The following is a 25,983-nucleotide window of genomic DNA, read 5'->3' as shown; positions in this document are numbered from 1 at the left end:
CCAGGACGATTAACGTGCGCATTTGACCAGTCAGGCGCCACACGCGCGAAAAAAGTTCACGCGCGATTCAAAATCGCATTCGCCGCGACTGACAGATTCAAAAAAATCGCTAGGTTCGAAAAAGGTGATTCGGAAAAAATTGCCGAGTGCGAAAGTCGTCTCGCCTTCATTCACACTCGGAAACAATCGCGTCTTCATGCGCTGCGCGCGTGTCGCGTTCGATCGCCTAGTGCCGCGTAATGTCAGCGTTTTCTCACCACGACATCTGTTCAGGATGGATGATCCGCCATGGCGCGAGACGATGTGATGATTGCAGGGTTGAGGCGCGAGATGATCGCGCAGTCGGCAATTATTGCCCGACACTCGGCAAAAACGACCGGCTAACATCTTGAAAAACAACAAAAATTCTCCGCCTGGATTGTTTTGGTGTCCCGTTCAACGCCTGGAAGCCGTGTGGCATGTGCGCCTCCGGCATTGCGGGTTGGAGGTTGCGGGATGAGTTACGCTGCTGATGTCTGGGCTCCCGCCGAGGCCGAGATCACGACGACGGCGCCGGTCGATGCGGTCGTGCAGGTCGCGCCGTCGGTGCCGCTCGCGCCGGACAGTGTGCCCCCTTCCGACGACGTCGTCTTCGACGAGGACAGCGAACTCCTGGACAGGCTCGCTGCCGACGATGAGGCGGCGTTCCGCATGCTGGTCGAGCGTCATATCGATCGCGCCTATGCGATCGCGCTCCGCATCGTCGGCAATGCGGCGGACGCCGAGGACGTGGTGCAGGACACGATGCTCAAGGTCTGGAGCCATCGCGGTCGCTGGCAGCACGGCCGCGCAAAATTCTCGACCTGGCTCTACCGCGTCATCTCCAACCGCTGCATCGACATCAGGCGCAAGCCGCGCAACGAGAATGTCGAAACGGTGCCGGAAGTCGCCGATGGTCAGCCCGGCGCCGTCGAGATCATCGAGCGCAACGAGCTGAACGACATGCTGGAGCTCGCGATGCAGCGCCTGCCCGAGCAGCAGCGCGTCGCGGTGATCTTCTCGTACCACGAGAACATGAGCAACGGCGAGATCGCCCAGGTGATGGACACGACGGTCGCCGCGGTGGAGTCGCTGCTCAAGCGTGGACGTCAGCAGCTCCGCCAGCTGCTGCGCAAGCACGAGCGCGACATCCGCACCGCGTTTACCGACTGCTAACCATAAAATTCGCCTCGCAGAAATTTTCGCGCCTGATCTCTCTGCGCTCCGCCGTTTGAGCGAACGGACGGGGCTGCGGTCCGCGTCGTCGTAAGTCGATTTCCACGATGCGGCACGCCATGCCCATCACCACAGGAGCTTCCAATGCCCGCAATCAATACCAATACCGCCGCCAACGCCGCGGTCCGTTACCTCAACATCAATTCGTCGCAGGAAACCAGCTCGCTATCGAAACTGTCGAGCGGCTCGCGCATCACCTCGGCGTCCGACGACGCTGCCGGCCTTGCGATCTCGACCCGCATCTCCTCGGACGTTACCACGCTGCAGCAGGCCGCGACCAACGCCTCGCAGGCGACCGCGATCCTGCAGACCGCCGACGGCGGCGCCTCCAACATCTCCGACATTCTCGCCCGCATGAAGTCGCTGGCCTCCGAGTCCGCCTCGGGCACCACGACCGACTCCAGCCGCGCCTACATCAACTCGGAATTCACGCAGCTCACGAGCGAGATCGATTCGATCGCGTCCGGCACCCGCTATTCCAGCCAGAGCCTGCTCGACGGCACCAGCGTGTTCGCCTCGGGCGTCTCGGTGCTGGTCGGCTCGTCCGGCTCGGACACCATCACGATCACGCTCACGAGCCTCACTGCATCCTCGCTCGGCGTCTCCTCGCTCGACGTCAGCACGCTGTCGGATGCGACCTCGGCCCTGACCACGCTCGATACGGCGATCGATACGGTTTCCGCCGCCCGCGCCAGCATCGGCGCCCAGGAATCGCGCTTCAACTTCAGCGCCGACTCGATCTCGACCCAGACCCAGAACCTGCAGTCCGCGAACTCGGCGATCAAGGACGTCGACATCGCGGCCGAGCAGTCCAAGCTCTCCTCGGCGGAAGTGAAGACCCAGGCCGCCGTGTCGGCGCTGGCCGCCGCGAACCAGATGCCGCAGTACCTGCTCAAGCTGCTGGGCTGATGATAATCCGGGCGGGCCGGCGTGACGCCGGCCCGCTCCCTGCCAGGGGATAATCAGGCCAAGTGACCAGCGTCAGCTCAACCAGCAGCAGCACAAGTTCCGGCGTCACCGTCACCACGAGCGGGACGACCAATTCGAGCAGCATCGACTGGTCCGCGCTGATCCAGTCCGCCGTCGACGCGAAGACCGCGCAGGCGGATACGATCTCGACCACGATCACGAACAACGAGGCCAAGATCTCGGCCTATCAGACGCTGCAGACCGACCTGCAGACGCTGTATTCGGGCCTGTCGTCGCTTTCGACCGCGGTGGTGAACTCGCTCTCCACCAGCGCGTTCGCGACGCGCGCGGCGAGCATCAGCTCGACCGGCGATGTCAGCGCCTCCTCGGCGCTCTCCATGACGATCAAGAACGGGGCTGCAATCGGCGACCACACGCTGACGATCAGTCAGCTCGCGACCGCACACAAGGTGTCCGGCGCTGCGCAATCGAGCCAGACCGACGAGCTCGGCTATTCCGGCACGTTTTCGATCGGTCTTTCGGGCGGTGCTACGTCCGACATCACCGTCACCAGCACGATGTCGCTCCAGGACGTCGTCGATGCCATCAATGCCCAGACCTCGACGACCAATGTCCAGGCCTCCATCGTGCAGGTGTCCAGCACGTCGTACCAGATGGTGCTGACCGGCACCGAGGATGCCGCCGACATCACCTATTCCAGCACGTCCGGCGACGACATCATGAACGAGCTCGGCGTGACCGACAGCTCGGGCAGCTTCACCAACGTCATCCAGGAGGCGCAGTCGGCCGAATTCACGCTCGACGGCATCTCGATGACCCGCGACACCAACGACATCTCCGACGTGCTGAGCGGGGTCACCTTCAGCCTGCTTCAGGCGACGCCGGACGGAACCTCGCTGAACATCAGCATCGAGACCGATACCAGCCAGATCGAATCGGCGGTGGAGACGTTCGTCACCAATTACAATGCCCTTCGCGATGAGGTGATCGCCCAGCAGGCGACCGCAACCGACGGCACGGCGGACTCGAGCGCGGTCCTGTTCGGCGACGGAACCATGCGCAACATCATGGATGCGCTCCAGAACGCCCTGAACAGCACCGTGGGCGGCATGACCATGGCCGATCTCGGTCTGTCCTTCAATGAGAAGAACGAGCTCGAGCTCGACACCTCGACGCTGTCGGAGATCCTGAGCACCAATCTGAGCGGTGTGACCAAGCTGCTGTCGGCGCAGACCACGACGTCGTCGAGCCAGCTCAGCGTCGTCAACACCGGGACGTCGCCGCAATCCTTCACCCTGGATCTCACCGTCGATTCCGACGGCAATCTCACTGCGGCCTCGGTCGGCGGCGACTCCTCGCTGTTCACGGTCAGCGGCACCACCATCATCGGCGCGTCCGGCTCGATCTATGCCGGCATGGCCTTCACCTATAGCGGCTCGACCTCGCAATCGATCACGGTGACCTCGACCACCGGGATCGCATCGCAGATCTACCAGATCGCGAAGAACTACTCATCGTCATCAGGCGCACTGCAGACGCAGATCACCAGCCTGACCAACCGCGACGACGAGCTTCAGCAGAAGGTCGACGACATCAACAGCGCGGCCTCGACGCTGCAGTCGCAGCTTCAGACGCAATACGCGAAGTACCAGGCCGCGATCGAGAGTGCCAACAGCACGCTCGATTATCTCAAGGCCCTGCTCAATTCCAGCTCGAGTGATTGATGATGCATAATCCGATGGCGTACATGGCCAACCAGGCCTATCGGGGAACGGCAACGACCGTGCCGCCGCTCAAGGCGGTCGCGATGCTGATCGGCGGCACGATCACGTTTCTGCAGAAATCGCTGGCCGCCCAGGAGGCCCGGCGCTTCGAGGAAGGGCACGACTACCTGATGAAGGCGACCGCGATCCTGCGCGGGCTCAGCCACAACCTCGATTTCGCCAAAGGCGGCGACGTGGCGGAGCGGCTGTTCCAGACCTACAACGCGATGATCCTGGCGAGCCTCAAGGCCTATGGCCGTCCGCACGCCCGCCAAAGTTTCGGCCGCATCATCGCCGGGCTGGCCGAGCTGCGGGAGGCCTGGGAATTTGTCGACACGACCGTACGGAGCGGCAAGCCGGGACCAGGCGATTCGGCCCGCAAGGGCTGAAGACGCCTGCTCCTCCGCGACGCGGGGAGGACAGGCGCGAGACGGTCCGCCGTTTCCGCCGCGTTCCGTAGTGCTGCGGACAGATTTGGCGTCCAAAGCCGCTGAAATCCGGTTTCCGCCGCGCCTGCAATGCTTTATGACGGGCCTGACCGAGGCGGGATCGGCGGGCGATGGACGTCACCGAGTTTGAGGAATTGATCGACCGGCTGGGCGAGGATCTCTCCCTCTGGCCCGACGACCGGCGTTTGCCCGCCGAAGCGCTGCTGGCGCAATCCGCCGCCGCGCAGGCCCTGCTGGACGAAGCGCGCGCGTTGCGCCAGGCGCTCGCTGCGCCTCCGGTCCGCGCGCCCAAGGGCCTCGCCGACCGCATCGTCGCCGCGGCTGCGAACATGAAGAGCGACACCGCCGAGCCGCGCACCGAAGGCGAGACGGCGGAGAGCTGAGCGGCTCTTTTTCTCACGTCGCTTCCTTCACCTCGCCCCGCTTGCGGGGAGAGGTCGGATTGCATCGAAGATGCAATCCGGGTGAGGGGACTCTCCACGAGTCTAACTGTCACCTTCCTTGTGGAGACTCCCCCTCACCCCAACCCTCTCAGCGCGAGCGCAGCTCGTCGCGCCCCCGCATCCGCCTTCGCCAAGGCTTCGGCGGACATGAGCGAGGCGAGGGAGCGCACCGCCACCGTCGCGCCAAATCCGTTTGTAACTCGCCGCTCTTTTAAGACACGCACACGGCAGATTTTGCCGTGTCGAAAGCCATTTTCACGCGCGTGAATCCTCGCCTGAATCGGCGCGCCCACGCGTTTCATCAGCAGACAGATTTCAAGCGCCGCGACCGACATGGGGTCGCCGACCGCGCAAGAAAGCGGAGTTTCTGATGACCGTTTCCGCCGTGAGCTCCACGACAACCGCAAGCACGACGACATCGTCGTCGAGCACATCATCGAGTTCCTCGCTGACCTCGAGCGAGTTCCTGAGCATTCTGGTCAGCGAACTCGAGAACCAGAATCCGCTGGACGCGACCTCGACCACCGATCTCACCAATCAGCTGATGTCCTATTCGAACTACAATCAGCAGCAGTCGATCAATAGCAGTCTCAGCTCGCTATCCAGTTCGTTCTCCAGCCTCGTGACGCTGAACTCGGTCAACTACATCGGCCACAATGTCGAAGCGAAGTCCGACACGACGACCCTGAGCAACGGCTCGGCGACCTACGGCTACTCGCTGTCCTCGGCCGCCTCGAACGTCTCGATCAGCATCTCGGATTCCTCCGGCAACGTCGTCTACACCGGCACCGGCACCGGCAATTCCGGCTTCAACAGCTTCACCTGGGACGGCAAGGACTCCAGCGGCAATCAGCTCTCCGACGGCGGCAAGTACACCATCTCGGTGACCGCCACCGATTCCGCCGGCAATTCGGTGCTCAATTACACGACGGTCACCGGCATGGTCACGGGCATCGATACCTCGACCTCCACGCCCTCGCTCACGGTGAACGGCGTCGCCGTCAGCGCCGCCAACATCCTCGGCGTCACGTCCTGATCTTGCGGCCTGCTTCCCTCGGAGTTTCATCATGAGTCTCACCGGTGCATTGTCCTCGGCAATCTCGGCGCTCAGTGCGCAGAGCCAGTCCCTGTCGATGATCAGCGACAACATCGCCAATTCGAGCACGACGGGTTACAAGACGACGTCGGCAATGTTCGACGCGCTCGTGACCGCGTCGAGCAACACCACCTCCTACGCATCGGGCGGTGTCACCGTCTCGGGCCGCTCGAACATCACCCAGCAGGGCCTGCTCGCCGCGACCTCCAATGCCACCGACGTCGCGATCCAGGGCTCGGGCTTCTTCGTGGTGACCAGTGCCGCGTCCGGCGGCATCACGTCCTACACCCGCAACGGCGCCTTCACGATCAACAATGCCGGCTATCTCGAGAACAACGGCAGCTACCTCGAAGGTTGGCGCACCGACGAGGACGGCAACGTCGTCGGCAGCGAATCGGCCAGCAATCTCGAGGCCATCAACACCCAAGTCGCCTCGACCAGCGGCAGCGCCACCACCAAGACCACGATCGCGGCCAATCTGCCGTCGGATGCCGCCACCGGCGACACTTACACCAGCTCGATGACGCTCTACGATTCGCTCGGCGCGGCGAACACGATGCAGATCACCTGGACCAAGACCGGCACCAACGCCTGGAGCGCGAGCTTCGCCAATCCGACATCGTCGTCGGACACCACGACCGCGACGGGTACGGCCTCGGGCACGATCGACATCACCTTCAACAGCGACGGCTCGCTGGCCAGCACCAGTCCGGACCCGGCAACTGTCTCGATCACCGGCTGGACCGACGGCGCGGCCGACAGCACCGTCACCATGAACCTCGGCACGGTCGGCGGTACCGACGGCCTGACGCAATATGCCTCCGGCGAGACGACGCCGGACGTCAATGTCACTAGCATCGATTCCGACGGCCTGTCCTACGGCAAGCTGTCGAGCATCTCGATCGGCGATGACGGCCTCGTCAACGCGACCTATTCCAACGGCGAGACCATTGCGATCTACAAGATCGCAGTTGCGACGTTTGCCGATCCCAACGGGCTCGCCGCGTCCAGCAACGGACTCTATTCGGCAACAGTTACGTCGGGGAACGCCTCCTTGCAGGGCTCCGGCGAGAATGGCGCAGGCACCATCTACGGCAGCGAGCTGGAATCCTCGACCACCGATACCTCCAGCCAGTTCTCGAGCATGATCTCGGCGCAGCAGGCCTATTCCGCCGCGTCCCAGGTCATCTCCACCGTCAACAAGATGTACGACACCCTGATCTCGGCGATGAGGTGAGCGATGCCCGGTGAAAAGGTAAGTGCGGTCGGCGAGGCGCTGCTGCGTCGGATGCAGCGGCTGCTGGCGCGGGCCGCGACCCTCAAGGGCAGTGACCGCAAGCAGCTCCTCGCGCTGCTCGACGACGTCGAAACGACACGCCGCGGCCTCCTGCGGGAATGCGCGGAGATCGAGGGCGAGATGCGGCAGGCAACCGTGAGGGCGACCGCGATCGGCGCTTACTTGCGCAGCTCGCAAGTCCAGCGCGGCAAACGGCATAACTAGAAGAAGGCGATGACCATGAGTGTAGCCCAGGCCAAGATGACGAACGCTGCGAATGGCGACATCAGGATCAAGTCTCTGATCACACTGATCGACACGCTGACCGCGCTCGTCGCCGAAGAGAATGCCGAACTCGCCAAGGGCCTCCCCGCCTCGCGCCTGAAACAGGTCGACGAGAAGAACCGGCTGGCGGAGATGTTCGAGCGGACGGTGGCCGAATACGCGGTGGGCACGACCAGCCTGCACGTACGCGACCGGATCCTGCGCGAACAGCTGATGGACAAGATCCTGAAGCTGCGCGCGGCGATGGACGAGAATTTGGTGCGGCTGCGGGCGGCGATCGAGGCCAGCAACCGCCGGATCGAGGCGGTCATGCAGGCGATCCGCGAGCAGATCGCGGCGGTGTCGCCCTATGGCGCGTCCGGCCGCGTCGCCGCCGCCCGCGCCGTTTCCAGCGGCACCAGCCGCAGCGCCTGACCGTTCAAGGGGGCCCCGCCGTGTCACTCGATATCGCACGATCGATCGCTTTCAGCGGATTGTCGGCGACGTCCGTGCAGATCAGCGTGACGTCGTCGAACATCTCGAACGCCGACACGACCGGCTATACCAAGAAGTCCGCCAACCAGTCGAGCAGCGTCACCAATGGCGTCGGTACCGGCGTCACGGTGACGGGCATCACCTCGACGGTCGACAAGCTGCTTTTGAAGTCGCTGGTCAGCGCGGATTCCGACCTCGGCGCGGCCGACACCACCAACACCTATCTGACGTCGCTCCAGAAGCTGTACGGCTCGATCAGCAGCAGCGACGATTCCTCCTCCGGGACCTCGCTCGCCAACAGCATCGCCGCGCTGGAATCTGCGCTGTCGTCGCTGGCGAGCACGCCGAGCAGCGCCTCGCTGCAATCCAACGTCGTCAGCGCGCTCGACGACGTCGCAAGCCAGTTGCGGGAGACATCGAGCGGGATCCAGAAGCTGCGTTCCGACGCCGACCAGGACATCGCGTCCTCGATCGACGACGTCAATACCGACCTGCAGCAGATCGCGGACCTCAACGCCCAGATCAAGCAGACGGCCGCGACCGGGCAGTCCACCGCGGACCTGGAGGACCAGCGCAACACCGCGCTCCAGGACCTCGCCTCGAAGATGAATATCAGCTATTTCACGGCGTCGAACGGCGATCTCCAGATCTACACCACGTCAGGCCAGGCGTTGGTGGACTCTTCCGCGCACACAATCAGCTATACGGCCGCCGCCAATGTGACGGCGTCGACGACCTATACGGCCGGCTCCTCGTCGAGCGGCTTCAGCGCGATCACGGTGAACGGCGTCGACATCACCTCCCAGATATCCGGCGGAGACATCGGGGCGTTGATCACGCTCCGCGACGACACGCTGCCGGACGCGCAGTCGCAGCTCGACCAGCTCGCCCAGCAGCTTGCTTCCGCGATGAACAGCGTCTCGAACAGCGCCTCCTCGGTGCCGGCGCCGACGAGCCTGACCGGCACGACGGCCGTCACCAGCGGCACGGCGCTGTCGGCCAGTGGCACGGTGCGCCTCGCCGTCACTGACCAGAGCGGCAATCTGGTCTCCTACAGCGATCTCGATCTGTCGTCCTATGCGACGGTCGGTGACCTCGTCACGGCCATCAACGGCATCTCGGGCCTATCCGCGTCGGTCGATGCGGACGGCCATCTCTCGATCACGGCGACGGGTTCCGGGAACGGCGTCGCCATCAACGAGATGACGAGCTCGGTCGGGAGCTCGGGCGAGGGATTTTCCGAGTATTTTGGCCTCAACGACCTGGTGACGGGAACGAGCGCGTCGGACATTGCGGTCAACAGCAAGATCCTGTCCGGAACGAACGAGTTGCAGCTCGCGACGCTGGATTCGTCGTCGACCCTGACGGTCGGCGGCACGGTGCTGTCGTCGGGCTCCGCCACCGTGATCAATGCCTTCTACGATGCCTTGACGGACTCGCGGACCTTCGCGTCGACCGGCGGCGTTGCCGCCACCACGGGGTCGCTGGCCGACTACGCCTCGGCCATCGTCTCCGATGTTTCGAGCAAGGCCTCGCAGGCGTCGACCGACTACACCTCCAAGGAGACGGCGCAGTCGACTTACGCAAACTCGCTGTCGTCGCAGTCCGGCGTCAACCTCGACGAAGAATCGGCGAATCTGAGCACGCTCCAGAACAAATATTCGGCCGCTTCGGCGCTGATCCAGGCCATCAACTCCATGTACTCGGCGCTGCTCACCGCCGTGCAGTCGACGTAAGAGGGCACGCGCATGGTCGCGATGCGGGTTGCCACCTTCGCCCAGTCGAACAGGATGATCGCCGACGCGATGCGCGTGGAATCGGTCATGGCCAACAAGCAGATCCAGGAATCCTCGGGCGTCGTCTCGACCGATTTCGGCGGCTACGGCTCCGACGCGCAGCACGTCGTCAATCTCCAGGTTTCGGTGACGCGCGCGCAGTCCTATATCGATGCCGCAACGCTCGCCGACAGCAAGGTCCAGGTGATGTATTCGGCGGTCGGCTCGGTCACCGACATCCTCACCCAGCTCCGCTCCCAGCTCAGCGCCGCCTCGACGGGGAGCTCGACCGAAGTGAATTCGGTGATCAGCTCCGCCCAGCAGTTGCTGGAGCAGATGGGCTCGCTGATGAATACGCAATATGACGGCCAGTACGTCTTCGCCGGCGGCAAGACGGAGACGGCGCCGGTCGATCTCACGAGCTTTGCGTCCGGCACCGGCTCGACGACCACGGCGGACACCAGCTACTACAATGGCGACAGTGAGATTGCATCGGTGCGGGTCGCGGCCGATGAAACCGTGTCCTACGGCGTCACCGCCGACAATTCGGCATTCGAGGAGGTGATGCGCGTGTTGAAGTTCGTCGCCAACAGCACCACGCTGTCGTCCTCGGACATCACCAGCGCGCTGGATCTCGCCAGCACGGCCCTCGACGACACCGCGGCGGTGCAGGCAAAGCTCTCCAGCGTCGCGTCCTCGATCGAGACCGCGAGCGCCCGCCAGACCGACTACAAGAGCTATGCCGAGACGCTCTCGAACGACCTCACCAGCGTCGACGTCGCTGCCATCACCGCGCAGCTTTCGACCTACCAGACGCAGCTCACCGCATCCTATTCGGCGCTCGGCAAGATCCTGAGCCTGAACCTCGCGAGCTACCTGAAATAGGCCTGTCTATTCCGCGGCGATCAGCTCCATGGCCATGGTGCGAAGCCTGGCGCGCTGGATCTTGACGCCGTTGGCGCTGTCGGTGACGGGGAAGGCGTCGACGAGATAGATCCGTGCCGGCACCTTGTAGGCGGCGAGCCGCTCCCGCAGCCTCGCGGTCAGCGCCGCCTGCTGCGGTGGCTGCTTCGTCGGGATCACGAAGGCGACGCAGCGCGCCTGGCCCTTCAGGTCGACCGCGACGACCTGGGCATCGGCAACACCCAGGCAGGACTTGAGCTCGTCCTCGATCTCGCCGGGGGCGACGAGAAAACCTCCGAGCCGCATCGCGTCGCCGGCGCGAGTTTCGTAGACGAAGGCCCCGTCACCGCGCAGCCGGCCGATATCGCCGGTGCGGAAGAAGCCGTCGGCGGTGATCGCATCGCGGGTTGCGTCCGGATTGTTGAAGTAGCCGAGGAAGCGCGAGGGCGCTCTGATCTCGATCTCGCCGGAGAGGCCTTGGGCCGCGAGCTCACCGGTTTCGGTGTCCCGGACGCGCACCTTCGCCTCGGGCGACATCGGCCAGCCGCCGCCCTCGATGCGATCGGCGAAGGCGTCGTGCGGGCGGCCAATCGAGAACAGCGCCTGCACCTCGCTTGAGCCGTAGAGGCCGAACAGCGGCAGGCCGCGGGCCTCGGCCTCTGCGGCCAGCTCGCGCCAACCGGGCTGGAACGCAGCGAAGCCGCAGACTTCGAGATGCGGAAATGGCCGTGGCGCATCGGTGAGCGCAAGAATGCGGCGGAACATCTCGTCCGAACCGAAGGAATGGGTGATCTTCTGCGCTTCGAGGATCTTCAGCGCGGGCGCGGCCTCGAAGGCGTCGAGCACATGGATGGTCGCCCCCGCTGCGACGAAGCCGAGCAGGCTCGTCATGCCGAAGGTGCCGCAGAACGGCAGCATCGCCAGCAGCGAATGGCGTTGCGGCGAGAGTTTCAGCGCTGTGGCGACTGATGCGGCGTGCACGGCGAGCGTCCGCTGCGAATGCGCGACGAGTTTCGGTCCCTTGGTCGTGCCTGACGTCGTATAAAGCAGCACGGGCAGGTCGACGTCGTCCTGGGCGGGCGGGGCGGGTGGATAGGGCTCCTCAAACGCATCGAAGCGCACACAGGGCCAGTGCGCCGGGATTGCGTCTGCGCCGACCACTGCCAGCTTCTGCAGTGCTGGCACCTCGGCCCTGGCGATATCGGCAAGAATGGCGGCAAAATCGATCGAGCGGAATGCGGCCTCGACCACCATCAGCCTGGCGCCGGAAACGCGAAGCAGATGTACGACTTCCGCGCTGCGGTAGCGCGTGTTGACGGCGGCGACGACGGCGCCAAGGCGGGCGGCGGCGAACAGCAGCGCGATCCATTCGATCCGGTTGACCAGCCAGACCGCGACGACGTCGCCCTTGCCGACACCCTGCGCGGCAAGCCAGGCCGCGGTCTGCTCGATCTTCTCCAGGAATTCCGCGCGGGAGACCGGCACGCCGTCAAACACGACGGCGGGATCGGCGGCGTCTTCGATCCGGATCAGCGATTGCAGCGAAAAGTCGTCGGCGCTCATGGCAACCGGAGTAACCCGATCGCGCAAACCTGTCTACTTGATGGCTGTCTACTTGGTGCCGAACATCCGGTCGCCGGCATCGCCCAGGCCCGGCACGATATAGCCGTGGTCGTTGAGCCGCTCGTCGATCGCAGCGGTCCAGACCGGCACGTCAGGGTGTTCACTCTGGAACCGGGCGATGCCCTCGGGCGCGGCCAGCAGGCACACGAAGCGGATGTCGCGGGCGCCGCGGTCCTTGAGCAGGGACGCGCCGGCGCAGGCCGAGTTGCCGGTCGCGAGCATCGGATCCATCAGGATCACGGTGCGGTCGGACAGGTCCTGCGGCGCCTTGAAGTAATATTCCACGGCCTGCAATGTCTCGGGATCGCGGTAGAGCCCGATATGCGCGATGCGCGCCGAGGGCATCAGCGCCAGCATGCCGTCGAGGAAGCCGACGCCGGCGCGCAGGATCGGCGCCAGCGTGAGCTTCTTGCCGGCGATCTTGGGCGCCTGCATGGCCGCGATCGGCGTCTCGATCTCGACCAGCTCCAGCGGCAGGTCGCGCGTCACCTCATAGCCGAGCAGCATCCCGATCTCGTTCAGGATCTCGCGAAAGCTCTTGGTCGAGCGGTCCTTCTCCCGCATCAGGGAGAGCTTGTGCTGGACCAGGGGGTGGGCGACGACATTGACGCTGCTTGTGCTCATGAAACCGATCTACACGGTTCCGTGAAATTGCGCCAGATCGGCAAGTACTTTTAGGCCAAGCCTTTTTCCGCGGGATACGGGCCTCAGACAGGCATCGCGACCGCGCTGCGCGCTCGGTTGCTTGCCTCATAGGCAGCCATGGTCAATTCACGGTCGATCGCCGCCCGAGAAGAGGTGAGGGTCAGGCGCCGAGCCCGCGCGCAATCAGGGTGATCACGATGGTCAGGATCGCGCCCCAGACCAGGCTCAGCGTCATGGTCAGGATGGTCGTGGTGACCGCGTGCTCGAGATTTCCCTTGAGGAGCTGCACGCTATTTGTCCGAGGCGGGCGTTGCAGCGAAGCGCATGCCGAGCAGCAATGCCCCCATCAGCGCAACCAGGATGGTGATCTTGAGCTCGATCATGTCTTCAGCCTTGCGACCATGCGCGCGAGAAGCTGCCTGGCTGCTTCCACCAGCGCGATCACGGGATTGCCGCGGTTCTCGATGTCGAGTTCGAAGTTTTCGACGGGGAACACCAGGGCGCAGCGCGTCGGCGCGCTCTCGCGGTTGGCGAAGTCCACCGCCGAGCTCTTGAACAGGAACAGACCGCCGACGCGTCCATTCGCTTCGCGCGCGACCCAAAGGCCGGTGCGGTTGCGTCCAATGAAGAATGCGGGGATGGCGGCACTGACGACATCCGGATCCAGTGGCCTGAGCGTCGCCGCCGGTTCCTGCGTGGTGTCGGGTCGGTGACGAGAAGCCTGAAGGGCAATTGCGGCCATGGCGGCCTCCTCACACATCTGCAAGGTCATAGAGGCCTCCCTGCGGGTCAGCCGTGCATGTGCCAGACATAGATTGCGGTCCTCAGCGCGATCAGTGCAGTCAGCACGCTGCCCATCGAGAGCAGGGCGAGCCCCTGCAGGGCGATGCGCTTGAGCTGGGCCTTGCGCGCTTCGGAGATGCGCGCCGGACGCTCAGGCGCGAAGGGGCGGTCAAGGCCATGTGTCAGGATCGACATTTCTTCAGTCCTTATCCGGTGCGGCGAGACGGCCGCTCCGATCTGTCTTCCATGATGGCCGCCGCTGCGTATGATTGCGAGGTGACCGCCGCGGCTGCCGTATAGGAAAGTCATAAAGGCGGCCAGCTGCCAGGCGCAGAGCAGCCTGTGATGGTCTTCGACTGATGGTCGCATGCGAGATCCGAACGGCCGCGCGAGGCGTCAGGCGCCGGTGCCGTCGATCAGCTCCTCGTCGGCGATCGCGGCGAAGGCGCGCACCAGTTCTCGGTGCGCGGCCGCGTCCAGCGGCACGATCGGCAGCCTTGTGGCCGGCGACATCAGGCCCAGCACGCTCAGGGCGCTCTTGAGTGCCGCGGGGCTGTCCTTGGAGAGGCAGGCGATGAGTGGGGCAAGGCGCTTGTGCAGGTAACGTGCCGACTGCAGGCGGCCTTGCCTGACCTGTGAGAAGATCGTGCGGCAAAGATCGGGGGCGATGTTGGAGATTTCCGAGATCGCGCCGTCGCCGCCGCTCGCGATATAGCCGAAGGCGGTGACGTCGTCGCCGGAGAGCAGGCGAAAGCCGGCCGGCAGCAGCCGGTTCAGGCGCATCGGGCGGGTGATGTCGGCGCTTGCGTCGCACAGGCCGACGAACTGGCGGGATTCGACGAGACGCAGAAGCGTTTCGTCGGCGAGCGGGCGCAGCGTGCGGGAGGGAACGTCGTGCAGGATCACGGGCAGGCCGATCGCGCCGGCGATGGCGCGGAAATGCGCGAGCATCCCCTCCTGCATCGGCTTGTTGTAGGCGGGCACAACCGCCATCACGGCGTCGGCGCCGGCCGCCTCCGCACGCCGCGCAAGCTCGATGGCGTGGCTGGTCGCATTCGACATCGCGCCGGCGACGATGCGCACGCGGCCGCGGACGACCTCGACTGCGGTGCGGATGACGAGCTCCTGATCGGCGGGGGAGAGCGTCGGCGCCTCGCCTGCCGTCTCGCAGACCACGATCGCGGGAACGCCCGCCGCGACCTGGCGCTCGCAGAGCGCGGCGAACGCCTCGACATCGATCGCGTCAGCCGCGTTGAACGGCGTTGGCAGGTCCGGAATGAAGCCGGTGAACCAGGCTGAGGGAGGGATGAACATGGTATGTCGCCTGTTGGCGCCGGATCAGGCGGCGCGCTGCGAGACGATGGTGTTGGGGCGCTTGCCCATGTCGAGCTCGAGCTCGCGCGGCAGCTCGACGATGGTCTCGGGATGCTGTCCGTTCTCGAACAGCGCGTATTTGACGGCCTGGGCGCGGCTGACGAACAGGCCGCCATAGAGGCCGTTCTGCTCCTGCGCAACCCATTGGCCGCGGCGGTTGCGGCCGATGAAGACGATGGTTGAAGGGGAGCTGCACGAGGGAGGTTCGACGAGCTTCATTGACATATTCTTTCCGATTGACAGAGGTGGCGGACGCGAGCCCGCAACCGTTCGATCAATATCTGGTCAAGCGAATATGATTTCGAGTGAGGCGCTGCGGCGATCTCATAGGAAGCTCATAAAGCTTCCTGTTCAGCTCTGTTCGTTGACAAGGTGAACCAGCGCGAACAGCGCGCCGAATGCCGCGCATTCGTCCCAATGATTGAGGACGGTGCCAAACAGCTGCTCGCGCCTGAGAACCGCGACGGCGGCGCAGAGGATGATAGACATCCAGAGCAGGGTGGCGAGGCTGCGGCCGAAGCCGATGCTGCCGAACGCTGCAAAGGCTCCGAGCAGGACGACGCGCACGGCAAAGCGCGCGATCACCCGCGCCGGGCTCAGGGCCCGCGATGTGTTCGAGGATTGCGGCAAGGTGCGAACCTGTCCGGCTGGCTTAGCTGAAGTTCTCGCAGGCAACCGGCTCGTAGAGCGAATCCGGGGCAGGGCGCACAGTGGGAACGCTTGGCCGCGACGCTTCCGCGGCGAGCGCCTGGACCTCGACGAAGGCCGACAGCAGGGCGATCGCGAGGTCGCCATGGCACCCCTCGACCGCAGCATCGAGCCAATCCGGCAGCTCGCGCTCGCGCGAGAGCGCGCAGTGCCACTCGCCCTCGTCATAGGCGATGCGGCGGACCTGCCACATCGGCTGCTCGAGTTCCATCAGCGCCAGCGCCGCGTCGGTCCAGGCCTCCGCATCGATCAGGCGCATGACGCGCGCCGTGCGTTCGCTCTGGCCGAGGGAGGGGAAGCGCCGGCAGCCATGCATGATGTCGAGCATCAGGGGCCGCGTCATCGTTTGCGCGTGACGGAGGCTCGCGCCGAGCGATGGTGGATCGTCGTGTCGGAGAGCGGCGGTCATGTCAGGCCTCCTGGAATTGGCGTCGGTCAGTCGGCCGGCCTCTCCAAGATGGCTGGAAGGGTGTTTGAAAACGAGATGGGGATCGGGCGAGAGATATAGGGATTTCATAAGTGCCCGGATTCTTCCGGGTAAGACCGACAGAGTTTCGACTGTCGTCTCCGCCGAAGGTGGAGGCTTATAGAGGCAGGGCGTTTTGAAAAGACCTTGACCGTCGCCTGACGTACCAACGAGAAGCAGAGCGTCGGTGAATTGTGTCGCTGCACGGCCTGCAAGAAGCGCGCTCCCGGAATGCGTTGTCGGTGTCACATGGCGGATGGCACGGCGTGCCGGCCTTTATGAGATTCCTATAACGTCGCCATAGGCCTCACCTCGAAAACCTATGTGCGCAATGGCACTTCAGCGCGGTGAAGTTCCCGGCCGGGAGAGACACGTGTTGCATTCGCTTGCAGCAAGCGGCCTGCCGGGAATCCAGAGACAGGCAATGCCGGATATCGTCTCGTATTGAGGAGTATCGCCATGATGGACATTCTGATGCTGGCGCTGGGCTTCGCCTTATTCGCCCTTGCGATCGGCTACACCTATGCCTGCGAACGGCTGTGACGGAGTACGCCATGATCTTCGATTATGCGCTCGCCGGCGCCGTCTCGTTCGGCCTCCTGGTCTACCTCACCTACGCGCTGCTGCGGCCCGAGCGGTTCTGACCCGTGCTGCTGCTTGTCGAATTGCTGCTGGCGGACGCCGCGCTCGTCGTCTGCCTGCTTGCGGTGCTCCTGCCGCTGTTGCGCCAGACACAAGGTCTGAAGGGTTAATGCCATGACTGTGATCGGTTGGCTCCAAATCATTCTCTACTGCGCGATCATCGTCGCGCTGACAAAGCCGGTCGGCGGCTACATGACGCGCGTCTTCAACGGCGAGCGCACGTTCCTGTCGCCGGTTCTGCGGCCCATTGAAGCCGGCATCTACTGGATCTCCGGCGTCGATGAGAAGCGCGAGCAGCATTGGATGACCTATACGATCGCCATGCTGCTGTTCCATGTCGGCGGCTTTCTCATCATTTACGGACTGATGCGCCTTCAGGCCGTGCTGCCTTTCAATCCGGCCGGCCAGTCCGCGGTCGCGGAGGACCTGTCCTTCAACACCGCGATCTCCTTCATCACCAACACCAACTGGCAGAACTACGGCGGCGAAAGCACGCTGTCCTATCTCGTCCAGATGGTCGGCCTGACGCACCAGAACTTCCTGTCGGCGGCGACCGGCATCGTGCTGGCGGTTGCCCTGATCCGCGGCTTCGCCCGTGCGTCCGTGCGCACGGTCGGTAACTTCTGGGTCGATGTGACCCGTTGCACGCTCTATATCCTGCTGCCGGTCTGCGTCGTGTTCACGCTGTTCCTGGTCTGGCAGGGCATGCCGCAAACGCTTGGAGACTACGTCGAAGCGACCACGCTCGAGGGCGCCAAGCAGACTATCGCGGTCGGTCCGGTCGCCTCGCAGGTCGCGATCAAGATGTTAGGGACCAATGGCGGCGGCTTCTTCAACGCCAATGCGTCTCATCCCTTCGAGAACCCGACCGCGCTCTCGAACTTCGTGCAGATGCTGTCGATCTTCGTACTTGGCGCGGCGCTCACCAACGTGTTCGGCCGCATGGTCGGCAACCAGCGCCAGGGCTGGGCGATCCTCGCCGTGATGGGCGTGCTGTTCGTCGCCGGCGTGGCCGTGGCCTACTGGGCGGAAGCTCAGGGCACCTCGACGCTGCAGGCGCTGGGGCTGACCGGCGGCAACATGGAGGGCAAGGAGGTCCGTTTCGGCATCGTCGCGTCCTCGCTGTTCGCCGTGATCACCACCGCCGCCTCATGCGGCGCGGTGAACGCCATGCATGACAGCTTCACCGCGATCGGCGGCATGATCCCGCTGATCAACATGCAGCTCGGCGAGATCATCGTCGGTGGCGTCGGCGCCGGCATGTACGGCATGCTGCTGTTCGTCGTCCTCGCGATCTTCGTCGCGGGCCTGATGGTCGGCCGCACGCCGGAATATGTCGGCAAGAAGATCGAGGCGCGGGAGGTCAAGATGGCAATGCTCGCGATCCTGATCCTGCCGCTGATGATCCTGGGCTGGTCGGCCGTGGCGGTGGTGCTGCCCACGGGCGTTGCCTCGATGGCGAATGCCGGTCCGCACGGCTTCTCGGAAGTGCTGTATGCCTATTCCTCGCAGACGGCAAACAACGGTTCGGCCTTCGCGGGCCTGACCGGCAACACCCCGTTCTACAACCTGACGGGAGCATCAGCGATGTTCGTCGGTCGCTTCCTGATGATCGTCCCGGCGATGGCGATCGCGGGCTCGCTCGCTGCCAAGAAATCCATCCCGCCGTCGATGGGCACGTTCCCGACCACCGGGGGCCTGTTCGTCGGCCTCGTCGTCGGCGTCATCCTGATCATGGGCGGCCTGACCTTCTTCCCGGCGCTCGCGCTCGGCCCGATCGTCGAGCAGCTCGCAATGAACGCCGGCCAAGTCTTCTGACTCTGATTGTTTGGAGTGACCTCCATGGAAACGATGAAACTGCAAAAGCGCGCACCGATGTCGGCAATGCTCGATCCGAAGATCGTGATGCCGGCGATCCGGGCCTCCTTCACCAAGCTCGATCCGCGGCTGATGATGAAGAACCCCGTGATGTTCGTGGTCGAGATCGTGGCCGCGCTCACCACCGTGATCTTTCTGCGCGATGTTGTCACGGGCGGGGCTGGTCTCGGCTTCACCTTCCAGATCATCCTCTGGCTCTGGTTTACTGTGCTGTTCGCAAATTTCGCCGAAGCGGTGGCTGAAGGCCGCGGCAAGGCCCAGGCTGAATCGCTGCGCAAGACCCGCACCGAGAGCCAGGCCAAGCTCCTGACCGGCACTGGCCAGGCCTTCAAGCTGGTCCCGGGCACCAGCCTGAAGGTCGGCGACATCGTGCTGGTCGAGGCGGGAGATACCATTCCCTCCGACGGCGAGGTGATCGAAGGCGTTGCGTCCGTCAACGAGGCCGCCATCACCGGCGAGTCCGCGCCCGTGATCCGTGAATCAGGCGGCGACCGCTCGGCGGTGACAGGCGGCACGCAGGTGCTGTCCGACTGGATCCGCGTGCGCATCACCGCGGCGCAAGGCTCGACCTTCATCGATCGCATGATCAAGCTGGTCGAAGGCGCCGAGCGGCAGAAGACGCCGAACGAGATCGCACTCAACATACTGCTCGCCGGCCTCACCATCATCTTCGTGTTTGCCACCGTCACCATTCCGAGCTACGCCGCCTATGCCGGCGGCTCGATCTCGGTGATCGTGCTGGTCGCGCTGTTCGTGACGCTGATTCCGACCACGATCGGCGCGCTGTTGTCGGCGATCGGTATTGCCGGCATGGACCGCCTGGTGCGCTTCAACGTGCTGGCGATGTCGGGCCGCGCGGTCGAAGCCGCCGGCGACGTCGACACGCTGCTGCTCGACAAGACCGGCACCATCACGCTCGGCAACCGGCAGGCGACCGCGTTCCGCCCCGTTCGCGGCGTGACCGAGCAGGAGCTGGCGGACGCCGCCCAGCTTGCCTCGCTCGCCGACGAGACCCCGGAAGGCCGCTCCATCGTCGTGCTGGCGAAGGAGAAGTACGGCATCCGCGGCCGCGACATGGCCGAGCTAGGGGCCACCTTCATCCCGTTCACGGCGCAGACCCGCATGAGCGGCGTCGATGCCGGCGGCTTGTCGGTGCGCAAGGGTGCGGTCGATGCCATGCTGAACCATGTCGGCGGCGGCGCTCCGACCGCGGTCGCGTCCGGCAACACGGCGCGCGCCATGCAGCCTGCCGCACTTTCCGAGCTCGGCCGCGAGATCCAGGCCATCGCCGATGAAGTGTCGAAGTCCGGAGGCACGCCGCTGGCTGTCGCCAAGGATGGCCGGCTGCTCGGCGTCGTCCAGCTCAAGGACATCGTCAAGGGCGGCATCCGCGAGCGCTTCGCCGAGCTGCGCCGCATGGGCATCCGCACCATCATGATCACCGGCGACAATCCGATGACTGCCGCGGCCATCGCCGCCGAGGCTGGCGTCGACGACTTCCTGGCGCAGGCAACCCCCGAGGACAAGCTCAAGCTGATCCGCGACGAGCAGGCCAAGGGCAAGCTGGTGGCCATGTGCGGCGACGGCACCAATGACGCGCCGGCGCTCGCCCAGGCCGATGTCGGCGTCGCCATGAACACCGGCACGCAGGCCGCCCGCGAGGCGGGTAACATGGTCGACCTCGACTCCAACCCGACCAAGCTGATCGAGGTGGTCGAGATCGGCAAGCAGCTCCTGATGACGCGCGGTGCGTTGACCACGTTCTCGATCGCCAACGACGTCGCCAAGTACTTTGCGATCATCCCGGCGATGTTCCTGGCGTTCTACCCCCAGCTCAACGTGCTCAACGTCATGAACCTGTCGAGCCCGCAGAGCGCCATCCTGTCGGCGATCATCTTCAACGCGCTGATCATCATTGCGCTGATCCCGCTTGCGCTGAAGGGCGTCGCCTATCGCGCCGTCGGTGCCGGCGCGCTGCTCCGCCGCAACCTCTTGATCTACGGGCTTGGCGGCATCGTCATTCCCTTCATCGGCATCAAGGCGATCGACCTCGTCGTGACCGCCTTGCACCTGGCTTGATCGCCGTCGTGCGGGACGCGCGGCGCCCCGCACGATGACGAAGACTTAGGAGACGTAACATGCTCAGAGAAATCCGCCCCGCCATCGTCCTCTTGCTGGTGCTCACTGCCATCACGGGCCTGGCCTACCCGCTCGCCATGACCGGCATCGCCAGCGCGCTCTTTCCCGCCAAGGCACAGGGCAGCCTGATCGAGAAGGACGGCAAGGTGATCGGCTCCGCCCTGATCGGGCAGGAGTTCAAGGAGGACAAGTACTTCCACGGCCGCCCCTCGGCGACGCTGGCCCCGGACCCGAATGATTCGACCAAGACGGTATCGGCGCCCTACAACGCCGCCAATTCGGGCGGCTCTAACCTCGGCCCGACCAGCAAGGCGCTGGCCGACCGGCTGAAGGAGGATGTGGACAAGCTGAAGGCCGAAAATCCGAACGCTGCCGTGCCGGTCGACCTGGTCACCACGTCGGCCAGCGGCCTCGATCCCGACATCTCGCCGGAAGCAGCGGAATTCCAGGTGCCGCGCGTCGCCAAGGCCCGGAATATGCCGCAGGACGCCGTGAAGCAGATCGTGGCGGCCAACGTCCAGGGCCGCTTCCTCGGCCTGCTGGGCGAACCCCGCGTTAACGTACTGGCGCTGAACCTCGCGCTGGATCGCGCCGTAGCCAAGTAGCGGTCTAGGCTCGCGGTGCGCAGATGATTATATTGACAGCATGGTCCGAGAGCGCCGCGATCCCGAACAACGTCCGTCTCCCGAGGCGCTGCTGGAAGCTGCGCGCCGGGAGGAAAGCGCGAGCGGCAAGCTGAAGATCTTCGTCGGCGCCGCCCCCGGCGTCGGCAAGACCTACGAGATGCTGCAGAGCGCCCACGCCAGGCGCAAGGCCGGCATCGACGTCGTGGTCGGCTTCGTCGAGACCCATGGCCGCGCCGAGACCGAGGCGCTGGTGCGGGGGCTGGAAGTGATCCCGCGCAAGAGGCTGGATTACCGCGGCCAGACGGTCGAGGAGATGGACCTCGACGCCGTGATCGCGCGCCGGCCGCAAATCGCGCTGGTCGATGAGCTCGCCCACACCAACGCGGCGGGCAGCCGCCATCCCAAACGATATCTCGACGTCGAGGAGCTGCTCTCCCACGGCATCGACGTCTACACCGCCGTCAACATCCAGCACATCGAGAGCCTGAACGACGTCGTCGCCCAGATCACCCATGTGCGGGTGCGCGAGACCGTGCCGGATTCGGTGTTCGACCGCGCCGACGCCATCGAGCTGATCGACCTCACGCCTGACGATCTGATCCAGCGGCTGAGGGAGGGCAAGGTCTACGTCCCCAAACAGGCCGAGCGGGCGCTGGAGCATTATTTCTCGCCCGGCAATCTGACCGCGCTGCGCGAGCTCGCGCTGCGGCGGACGGCCGAACGGGTCGACGAGCAGCTGCTCACCCACATGCAGGCGAATGCGATCGCCGGTCCCTGGGCCGCGGGCGAGCGCATCCTGGTTTGTGTCAGCGAGGATCCGCGTGCCGCCGGCCTCGTGCGCTATACCAAGCGGCTGGCCGACCGGCTGCATGCACCTTTCACCGCGATCTCGATCGAGACCCGGAGATCCCTGCAATTGTCCGACGAGGAGCGCGACCGGCTCGCCGATACGCTGCGGCTCGCGGAATCGCTGGGCGGCGAAGCTTTGACAATTCCCGCCGTCGGCGGCCGCATCGCCGACGACCTCATCAATTTCGCGCAAGCCAACAACGTTACCCAGATCGTGATCGGCAAGTCGACCCGCTCGCGCTGGTTCGAGATGACGCGCGGCTCGGTGGTGCATGATCTGGTCCGCCGCGCGGGCAACATCAGCGTTCACGTCATTCCCGGCGACGAGCTCTCTGCAGAAGCGGCGCCCAAGACGGCGGTGCAGACCGCAGCACGATCCGAGCCGTTCAATCCGCTGCCCTATCTGAAGGCGCTCGGCATCGTGCTGGTCGGGCTCGGCGCAGCCGAGTTGATTCAGCCGAGATTTGGCATTGAGAACGTGGACCTGGTGCTGCTGACGGCGGTGGTGGCGGTCGCGGTCCGCTATGGCCTGTGGCCGTCGCTGCTTGCCACCGTCGCGGCCTCGCTGTCCTATAATTTCTTCTTCCTGCCGCCGATCTACACCTTCACGATCACCGACCCGACCAACGTGGCCGCCTTCGTGCTGTTCATGGTGGTGGCGATGATCGTCTCCAATGTCGCGGCGCGCGTGCGCACGCAGGCCGATACGGCGATCGGCCGGATCAGGATGACCGAGCAGCTCTATGCTTTCAGCCGCAAGCTCGCCGGCACGGCCACGCTAGACGATGTGCTGTGGGCGACGGCCTACCAGATCGCACTGATGCTGAAGGTCCGCGTGGTGCTGCTGCTGCCGGAAGAGGGCCTGCTGACGGTCAAGTCCGGCTATCCGCCGGAGGATGAGCTCGATCAGGCCGATCTTGCCGCCGCCAATTGGGCCTGGAGCAATGATCGCTCCGCCGGCCGAGGCTCGGACACCTTGCCGGGTGCCAAACGGCTGTTCCTGCCGATGCGCACCGGGCGCGGCCTGATCGGCGCCATCGGCATCGACAACGACCGCACCGGCCCGCTGCTGACGCCGGATCAACGCCGACTGCTGGATGCGCTGGTCGACCAGGGCGCGCTCGCGATCGAGCGCGTGCTGCTGGTCGAGGACATGGATCGCGTCAAGCGCACCGTCGAATCCGAGCGGCTGCGCTCGGCGCTCTTGACCTCGATCTCGCACGATTTGAAGACTCCGCTCGCCTCCGTGCTGGGCGCGGCCTCGACCATGCGCGATCTCGCCGGTGCCTTGTCCGACACCGAGAAGCGCGACCTGCTCGCCACCGTGATCGATGAATCCGAGCGGCTCAACCGCTTCATCGCCAATCTCCTCGACATGACGAAGCTCGAGTCCGGCGCCATCGTGCCCAACACGGCGTTGCACGATCTCGGCGAGATCATCGGCAGCGCGCTGCGCCGCGCCAGCAAGATCCTGACCGCGCACAAGGTCGAGCTGGTGCTGGCCGCCGATCTGCCGATGCTGCAGCTGGATGCCGTGCTGTTCGAGCAGGTGCTGTTCAACCTGCTCGACAATGCAGCGAAATACTCGCCGCCCGACACCATCATCTCGATCCGGAGCCGGCGCGAGCGGGATCAGGTGGTGGTGGAGGTTGCCGACGAAGGCGACGGCATTCCGCCCCACGAGCTCGAGAGCGTGTTCGACAAGTTCTACCGTGCGCAGAAGGGCGATCATGTCCGTCCCGGCACAGGCCTCGGGCTCGCCATCTCCCGCGGCTTCGTCGAAGCGATGCGGGGCACGATTTCGGCCGCCAACCGCAATGACCGGAGCGGCGCGATCCTCACCATCCGTCTGCCGGTTCCGGCTCAGACCCACGCATTGGATACCGCCGCATGAGTGCCGCCGCGATCAAGGTCCTGGTCATCGACGACGAGCCGCCGATCCGCAAATTGTTGCGGATGGGACTGACGACGCAGGGCTATGAGATATTGGAAGCACCGAACGGCAAGTCGGCGCTGGAAAAGCTCGCCGAAGAGCCCGCACTGATCATCCTCGATCTCGGCCTGCCCGACATTCAGGGCCATGAGCTGCTGCGCACCATCCGGGCCCGCAACGAGGCCGTGCCGATCGTGGTGCTGTCGAGCCGGGGCGACGAGGCCGGCAAGGTGCAGGCGCTCGATCTCGGTGCCGACGATTACCTGACCAAGCCGTTCGGCATGGACGAGCTTCTGGCGCGCCTGCGCGCTGCGCTGCGGCACCAGCTCCAGGTCCAGGGCGAGCGCCCGGTGTTTCGCACCGGCGATCTCTCGGTCGATCTCGTCCGCCGTATCGTCAAGGTCGGCGAGCGCGACATCAAACTGTCGCCGAAGGAATATGAGCTGCTGCGCGTCTTGGTGCAGCACGCCGGCAAGGTGCTGACCCATCGGTTCTTGTTGAAGGAGCTGTGGGACGAGCTGACCGACGCGCAATACTTACGCGTCTATGTCCGCCAGCTCCGGCAGAAGATCGAGGCCGATCCCGAGCGTCCGCAATATGTGCTGACCGAGACGGGGATCGGCTACCGGCTGAAGGCGGGGGATTAGGCCCCGCTGTCATTCCGGGACGCGCCCCTTGGCGCGGGCCCGGAATCCATCTCTCTTTGGGGATGCTTGTCACGATGGATTCCGGGCTCGATGCTTCGCATCGCCCCGGAATGACGAGGCCTGTTCACCCCGCCTTCCGATGTCTCGCGGCTGCCCGGTGCGTCTTCCTCGCGGCTCGATGCCGTCCCGTGGCGCGCCGCGCGTGTGACTTCGCTGCCGCCTTCTTCCCGCCGCGCCCCTTCAGGCTCTGCTTCAGCGCATCCATCAGGCTGACGACGTTGCTCGGGCGCTCCTCCGGCTCGGGCAGCTCGATCGTCTTGCCGCTGGCCTTGCGCTTCACCAGCGCCTTCAGCGCGTTCTCATACTCGTCCTTGAATTCGGCGGGATCGAAATGCGCGGCCTTGGTGTGCAGGATGTGGCCGGCGAGCTCGACCATGTCCTTGGTGATCTTGGGGCTCTTGATGTCGTCGAAGAACTGGTCCTCGTCGCGGAGCTCGTAAGGGTAGCGCAGCGTGGTGCCGAGCAGGCCCTTGCCGAGCGGCTCGATCGCGATGATGTGCTCGCGGTTGGTGAGCACGATCTTGGCGAGCGCCACGCGATCCTGATCCTTCATGGCATCGCGGATCACCGCGAAAGCGTCGACCGCGGCCTTGCCGTCGGGCGCGATGTAATAGGGATGGTTGAGATAGCGCTGGTCGATTTCCTCGCTCGGCACGAAACTCTCGATGTCGATGGTGTGATTGCTCTCGATCTGCACCGCCTCGAGCTCCTCCGGCTCGACCTCCACATATTTGCCCTTGCGCAGTTCGTAGCCGCGCCCCTTCTGGTCGCTCTCGACGACGTCGCCGGTCTCGGCATCGACCATCTGCTGCTTGAGACGATTGCCGGTCTCGCGGTTGATCATGTGAAACCGGGTCTTCTCGGCGGCCGTCGTCGCGGGATAGAGCACGACGGGGCAACTGACCAGCGACAGCTTCAACGTTCCCTTCCAATAGGCACGGGGGGCCATTCCATTCTCCAGC

At 64.8% G+C, this 25,983-nt stretch carries 29 protein-coding genes; 17 read left to right on the top strand and 12 right to left on the bottom strand.

Features of this window, described 5'->3' with window-relative positions; translation table 11 throughout:
- Positions 1 to 30: 30 nt before the first annotated feature.
- Entirely contained in the window at positions 31 to 399 is a 369-nt protein-coding gene (locus JQ592_RS22185; RefSeq protein WP_211404918.1) for a hypothetical protein, read from the bottom strand.
- Between the two features lie 96 nt (positions 400 to 495).
- On the opposite strand from JQ592_RS22185, the gene JQ592_RS22180 reads away from it, so the two are divergent.
- The 5 genes from JQ592_RS22180 to JQ592_RS22160 all read left to right on the top strand — a co-directional run bounded on the left by JQ592_RS22180 (position 496) and on the right by JQ592_RS22160 (position 4,779).
- On the top strand, positions 496 to 1,194 hold the full coding sequence (locus JQ592_RS22180) for an RNA polymerase sigma factor (RefSeq protein ID WP_211404917.1): 699 nt from the start codon (positions 496 to 498) through the stop codon (positions 1,192 to 1,194).
- 144 nt (positions 1,195 to 1,338) lie between these two features.
- Positions 1,339 to 2,163 carry a flagellin gene (locus tag JQ592_RS22175; protein WP_211404916.1) on the top strand — a complete coding sequence of 275 codons (825 nt, stop codon included), beginning with the start codon at positions 1,339 to 1,341 and terminating at the stop codon, positions 2,161 to 2,163.
- Between the two features lie 62 nt (positions 2,164 to 2,225).
- The gene (gene fliD / locus JQ592_RS22170) at positions 2,226 to 3,908 is read left to right on the top strand and encodes a flagellar filament capping protein FliD (protein ID WP_211404915.1); all 1,683 of its coding nucleotides are present in this window, start codon (positions 2,226 to 2,228) and stop codon (positions 3,906 to 3,908) included.
- Positions 3,908 to 4,336: a flagellar export chaperone FliS gene (gene fliS / locus JQ592_RS22165; RefSeq protein WP_211404914.1), complete on the top strand. Its 429-nt coding sequence runs from the start codon at positions 3,908 to 3,910 to the stop codon at positions 4,334 to 4,336. The genes fliD and fliS overlap by 1 nt, the downstream gene beginning before the upstream one ends.
- A gap of 170 nt (positions 4,337 to 4,506) precedes the next feature.
- Positions 4,507 to 4,779 (top strand): hypothetical protein, encoded by a 273-nt coding sequence (locus JQ592_RS22160; RefSeq protein ID WP_211404913.1) that lies wholly within the window; start codon positions 4,507 to 4,509, stop codon positions 4,777 to 4,779.
- A gap of 134 nt (positions 4,780 to 4,913) precedes the next feature.
- On the opposite strand, the gene JQ592_RS22155 is transcribed toward JQ592_RS22160, so the two are convergent.
- Positions 4,914 to 5,174: a hypothetical protein gene (locus JQ592_RS22155; RefSeq protein ID WP_211404912.1), complete on the bottom strand. Its 261-nt coding sequence runs from the start codon at positions 5,172 to 5,174 to the stop codon at positions 4,914 to 4,916.
- Between the two features lie 35 nt (positions 5,175 to 5,209).
- On the opposite strand from JQ592_RS22155, the gene JQ592_RS22150 reads away from it, so the two are divergent.
- The 6 genes from JQ592_RS22150 to JQ592_RS22125 are packed head-to-tail and all read left to right on the top strand — an operon-like array spanning position 5,210 to position 10,630.
- Complete coding sequence (locus tag JQ592_RS22150; protein WP_211404911.1) at positions 5,210 to 5,875, top strand: flagellar hook assembly protein FlgD; 666 nt, start codon at positions 5,210 to 5,212, stop codon at positions 5,873 to 5,875.
- Between the two features lie 31 nt (positions 5,876 to 5,906).
- Positions 5,907 to 7,172, top strand: coding sequence for a flagellar hook protein FlgE (gene flgE / locus JQ592_RS22145; RefSeq protein WP_211404910.1), 1,266 nt, complete (start codon positions 5,907 to 5,909; stop codon positions 7,170 to 7,172).
- Between the two features lie 3 nt (positions 7,173 to 7,175).
- Complete coding sequence (locus tag JQ592_RS22140; RefSeq protein WP_211404909.1) at positions 7,176 to 7,436, top strand: hypothetical protein; 261 nt, start codon at positions 7,176 to 7,178, stop codon at positions 7,434 to 7,436.
- A gap of 15 nt (positions 7,437 to 7,451) precedes the next feature.
- Entirely contained in the window at positions 7,452 to 7,910 is a 459-nt protein-coding gene (locus tag JQ592_RS22135; protein ID WP_433996432.1) for a flagellar protein FlgN, read from the top strand.
- Between the two features lie 20 nt (positions 7,911 to 7,930).
- Positions 7,931 to 9,706, top strand: coding sequence for a flagellar hook-associated protein FlgK (flgK, locus tag JQ592_RS22130; protein ID WP_211404907.1), 1,776 nt, complete (start codon positions 7,931 to 7,933; stop codon positions 9,704 to 9,706).
- Positions 9,707 to 9,718: 12 nt separating this feature from the next.
- The gene (locus tag JQ592_RS22125; protein WP_211404906.1) at positions 9,719 to 10,630 is read left to right on the top strand and encodes a flagellin; all 912 of its coding nucleotides are present in this window, start codon (positions 9,719 to 9,721) and stop codon (positions 10,628 to 10,630) included.
- Positions 10,631 to 10,636: 6 nt separating this feature from the next.
- On the opposite strand, the gene JQ592_RS22120 is transcribed toward JQ592_RS22125, so the two are convergent.
- The 9 genes from JQ592_RS22120 to JQ592_RS22085 form a co-directional block, all read right to left on the bottom strand.
- Positions 10,637 to 12,211, bottom strand: a complete 1,575-nt coding sequence (locus JQ592_RS22120) for an AMP-binding protein (RefSeq protein ID WP_211404905.1) — start codon at positions 12,209 to 12,211, stop codon at positions 10,637 to 10,639.
- 48 nt (positions 12,212 to 12,259) lie between these two features.
- Complete coding sequence (gene upp / locus JQ592_RS22115) at positions 12,260 to 12,895, bottom strand: uracil phosphoribosyltransferase (protein ID WP_018641130.1); 636 nt, start codon at positions 12,893 to 12,895, stop codon at positions 12,260 to 12,262.
- 181 nt (positions 12,896 to 13,076) lie between these two features.
- On the bottom strand, positions 13,077 to 13,205 hold the full coding sequence (locus JQ592_RS38600) for a hypothetical protein (protein WP_283816160.1): 129 nt from the start codon (positions 13,203 to 13,205) through the stop codon (positions 13,077 to 13,079).
- Between the two features lie 90 nt (positions 13,206 to 13,295).
- Positions 13,296 to 13,688 carry a hypothetical protein gene (locus tag JQ592_RS22110; protein ID WP_211404904.1) on the bottom strand — a complete coding sequence of 131 codons (393 nt, stop codon included), beginning with the start codon at positions 13,686 to 13,688 and terminating at the stop codon, positions 13,296 to 13,298.
- Positions 13,689 to 13,705: 17 nt separating this feature from the next.
- Entirely contained in the window at positions 13,706 to 13,894 is a 189-nt protein-coding gene (locus JQ592_RS22105) for a hypothetical protein (protein ID WP_211404903.1), read from the bottom strand.
- Between the two features lie 201 nt (positions 13,895 to 14,095).
- Positions 14,096 to 15,013, bottom strand: a complete 918-nt coding sequence (dapA, locus tag JQ592_RS22100; RefSeq protein ID WP_211404902.1) for a 4-hydroxy-tetrahydrodipicolinate synthase — start codon at positions 15,011 to 15,013, stop codon at positions 14,096 to 14,098.
- A 24-nt stretch (positions 15,014 to 15,037) separates the two neighbouring features.
- On the bottom strand, positions 15,038 to 15,292 hold the full coding sequence (locus tag JQ592_RS22095; protein ID WP_211404901.1) for a hypothetical protein: 255 nt from the start codon (positions 15,290 to 15,292) through the stop codon (positions 15,038 to 15,040).
- 132 nt (positions 15,293 to 15,424) lie between these two features.
- The gene (locus JQ592_RS22090) at positions 15,425 to 15,703 is read right to left on the bottom strand and encodes a hypothetical protein (protein WP_211404900.1); all 279 of its coding nucleotides are present in this window, start codon (positions 15,701 to 15,703) and stop codon (positions 15,425 to 15,427) included.
- A 22-nt stretch (positions 15,704 to 15,725) separates the two neighbouring features.
- On the bottom strand, positions 15,726 to 16,190 hold the full coding sequence (locus JQ592_RS22085) for a hypothetical protein (protein ID WP_211404899.1): 465 nt from the start codon (positions 16,188 to 16,190) through the stop codon (positions 15,726 to 15,728).
- A 611-nt stretch (positions 16,191 to 16,801) separates the two neighbouring features.
- Between JQ592_RS22085 and JQ592_RS22080 the strand changes: the two genes are divergently transcribed.
- From JQ592_RS22080 to JQ592_RS22055, 6 genes are all read left to right on the top strand, one after another.
- Entirely contained in the window at positions 16,802 to 16,891 is a 90-nt protein-coding gene (locus JQ592_RS22080; RefSeq protein ID WP_018641117.1) for a K(+)-transporting ATPase subunit F, read from the top strand.
- Between the two features lie 112 nt (positions 16,892 to 17,003).
- Positions 17,004 to 18,707, top strand: coding sequence for a potassium-transporting ATPase subunit KdpA (gene kdpA, locus JQ592_RS22075; protein WP_211404898.1), 1,704 nt, complete (start codon positions 17,004 to 17,006; stop codon positions 18,705 to 18,707).
- 24 nt (positions 18,708 to 18,731) lie between these two features.
- Positions 18,732 to 20,846: a potassium-transporting ATPase subunit KdpB gene (gene kdpB, locus JQ592_RS22070; RefSeq protein WP_211404897.1), complete on the top strand. Its 2,115-nt coding sequence runs from the start codon at positions 18,732 to 18,734 to the stop codon at positions 20,844 to 20,846.
- A gap of 59 nt (positions 20,847 to 20,905) precedes the next feature.
- The gene (locus JQ592_RS22065; RefSeq protein WP_211404896.1) at positions 20,906 to 21,511 is read left to right on the top strand and encodes a K(+)-transporting ATPase subunit C; all 606 of its coding nucleotides are present in this window, start codon (positions 20,906 to 20,908) and stop codon (positions 21,509 to 21,511) included.
- Positions 21,512 to 21,551: 40 nt separating this feature from the next.
- Positions 21,552 to 24,275, top strand: a complete 2,724-nt coding sequence (locus tag JQ592_RS22060; protein WP_211404895.1) for a sensor histidine kinase — start codon at positions 21,552 to 21,554, stop codon at positions 24,273 to 24,275.
- Positions 24,272 to 24,961 (top strand): response regulator, encoded by a 690-nt coding sequence (locus JQ592_RS22055; RefSeq protein WP_211404894.1) that lies wholly within the window; start codon positions 24,272 to 24,274, stop codon positions 24,959 to 24,961. The genes JQ592_RS22060 and JQ592_RS22055 overlap by 4 nt, the downstream gene beginning before the upstream one ends.
- A 124-nt stretch (positions 24,962 to 25,085) precedes the next feature.
- On the opposite strand, the gene JQ592_RS22050 is transcribed toward JQ592_RS22055, so the two are convergent.
- A complete protein-coding gene (locus JQ592_RS22050) occupies positions 25,086 to 25,970 on the bottom strand; it encodes a Ku protein (protein ID WP_211404893.1) in 885 nt (294 codons plus the stop codon).
- Positions 25,971 to 25,983 lie beyond the last annotated feature (13 nt).

Origin of the sequence: Bradyrhizobium iriomotense (assembly GCF_018129405.1) — a bacterium.
Lineage (GTDB): Bacteria > Pseudomonadota > Alphaproteobacteria > Rhizobiales > Xanthobacteraceae > Bradyrhizobium > Bradyrhizobium iriomotense_B.
Note: the sequence above shows the minus strand (reverse complement) of the source record. Positions and strands in the feature narration are given on the sequence as shown.

Bases quoted from the DNA above. Each gene is read 5' to 3' on its own strand.
- JQ592_RS22125 (WP_211404906.1), top strand. From the start codon at position 9,719: ATGGTCGCGATGCGGGTTGCCACCTTCGCCCAGTCGAACAGGATGATC.
- JQ592_RS22135 (WP_433996432.1), top strand. From the start codon at position 7,452: ATGAGTGTAGCCCAGGCCAAGATGACGAACGCTGCGAATGGCGACATC.
- dapA (WP_211404902.1), bottom strand. From the start codon at position 15,013: ATGTTCATCCCTCCCTCAGCCTGGTTCACCGGCTTCATTCCGGACCTG.
- JQ592_RS22085 (WP_211404899.1), bottom strand. From the start codon at position 16,190: ATGACCGCCGCTCTCCGACACGACGATCCACCATCGCTCGGCGCGAGC.
- JQ592_RS22080 (WP_018641117.1), top strand. From the start codon at position 16,802: ATGATCTTCGATTATGCGCTCGCCGGCGCCGTCTCGTTCGGCCTCCTG.
- JQ592_RS22060 (WP_211404895.1), top strand. From the start codon at position 21,552: ATGGTCCGAGAGCGCCGCGATCCCGAACAACGTCCGTCTCCCGAGGCG.
- JQ592_RS22050 (WP_211404893.1), bottom strand. From the start codon at position 25,970: ATGGCCCCCCGTGCCTATTGGAAGGGAACGTTGAAGCTGTCGCTGGTC.
- JQ592_RS22110 (WP_211404904.1), bottom strand. From the start codon at position 13,688: ATGACCTTGCAGATGTGTGAGGAGGCCGCCATGGCCGCAATTGCCCTT.
- JQ592_RS22150 (WP_211404911.1), top strand. From the start codon at position 5,210: ATGACCGTTTCCGCCGTGAGCTCCACGACAACCGCAAGCACGACGACA.
- JQ592_RS22065 (WP_211404896.1), top strand. From the start codon at position 20,906: ATGCTCAGAGAAATCCGCCCCGCCATCGTCCTCTTGCTGGTGCTCACT.
- JQ592_RS22175 (WP_211404916.1), top strand. From the start codon at position 1,339: ATGCCCGCAATCAATACCAATACCGCCGCCAACGCCGCGGTCCGTTAC.
- JQ592_RS22155 (WP_211404912.1), bottom strand. From the start codon at position 5,174: ATGTCGGTCGCGGCGCTTGAAATCTGTCTGCTGATGAAACGCGTGGGC.
- JQ592_RS22140 (WP_211404909.1), top strand. From the start codon at position 7,176: ATGCCCGGTGAAAAGGTAAGTGCGGTCGGCGAGGCGCTGCTGCGTCGG.
- kdpB (WP_211404897.1), top strand. From the start codon at position 18,732: ATGGAAACGATGAAACTGCAAAAGCGCGCACCGATGTCGGCAATGCTC.
- kdpA (WP_211404898.1), top strand. From the start codon at position 17,004: ATGACTGTGATCGGTTGGCTCCAAATCATTCTCTACTGCGCGATCATC.
- JQ592_RS22105 (WP_211404903.1), bottom strand. From the start codon at position 13,894: ATGTCGATCCTGACACATGGCCTTGACCGCCCCTTCGCGCCTGAGCGT.
- fliS (WP_211404914.1), top strand. From the start codon at position 3,908: ATGATGCATAATCCGATGGCGTACATGGCCAACCAGGCCTATCGGGGA.
- JQ592_RS22095 (WP_211404901.1), bottom strand. From the start codon at position 15,292: ATGAAGCTCGTCGAACCTCCCTCGTGCAGCTCCCCTTCAACCATCGTC.
- JQ592_RS22055 (WP_211404894.1), top strand. From the start codon at position 24,272: ATGAGTGCCGCCGCGATCAAGGTCCTGGTCATCGACGACGAGCCGCCG.
- JQ592_RS22180 (WP_211404917.1), top strand. From the start codon at position 496: ATGAGTTACGCTGCTGATGTCTGGGCTCCCGCCGAGGCCGAGATCACG.
- flgE (WP_211404910.1), top strand. From the start codon at position 5,907: ATGAGTCTCACCGGTGCATTGTCCTCGGCAATCTCGGCGCTCAGTGCG.
- upp (WP_018641130.1), bottom strand. From the start codon at position 12,895: ATGAGCACAAGCAGCGTCAATGTCGTCGCCCACCCCCTGGTCCAGCAC.
- JQ592_RS22160 (WP_211404913.1), top strand. From the start codon at position 4,507: ATGGACGTCACCGAGTTTGAGGAATTGATCGACCGGCTGGGCGAGGAT.
- JQ592_RS22120 (WP_211404905.1), bottom strand. From the start codon at position 12,211: ATGAGCGCCGACGACTTTTCGCTGCAATCGCTGATCCGGATCGAAGAC.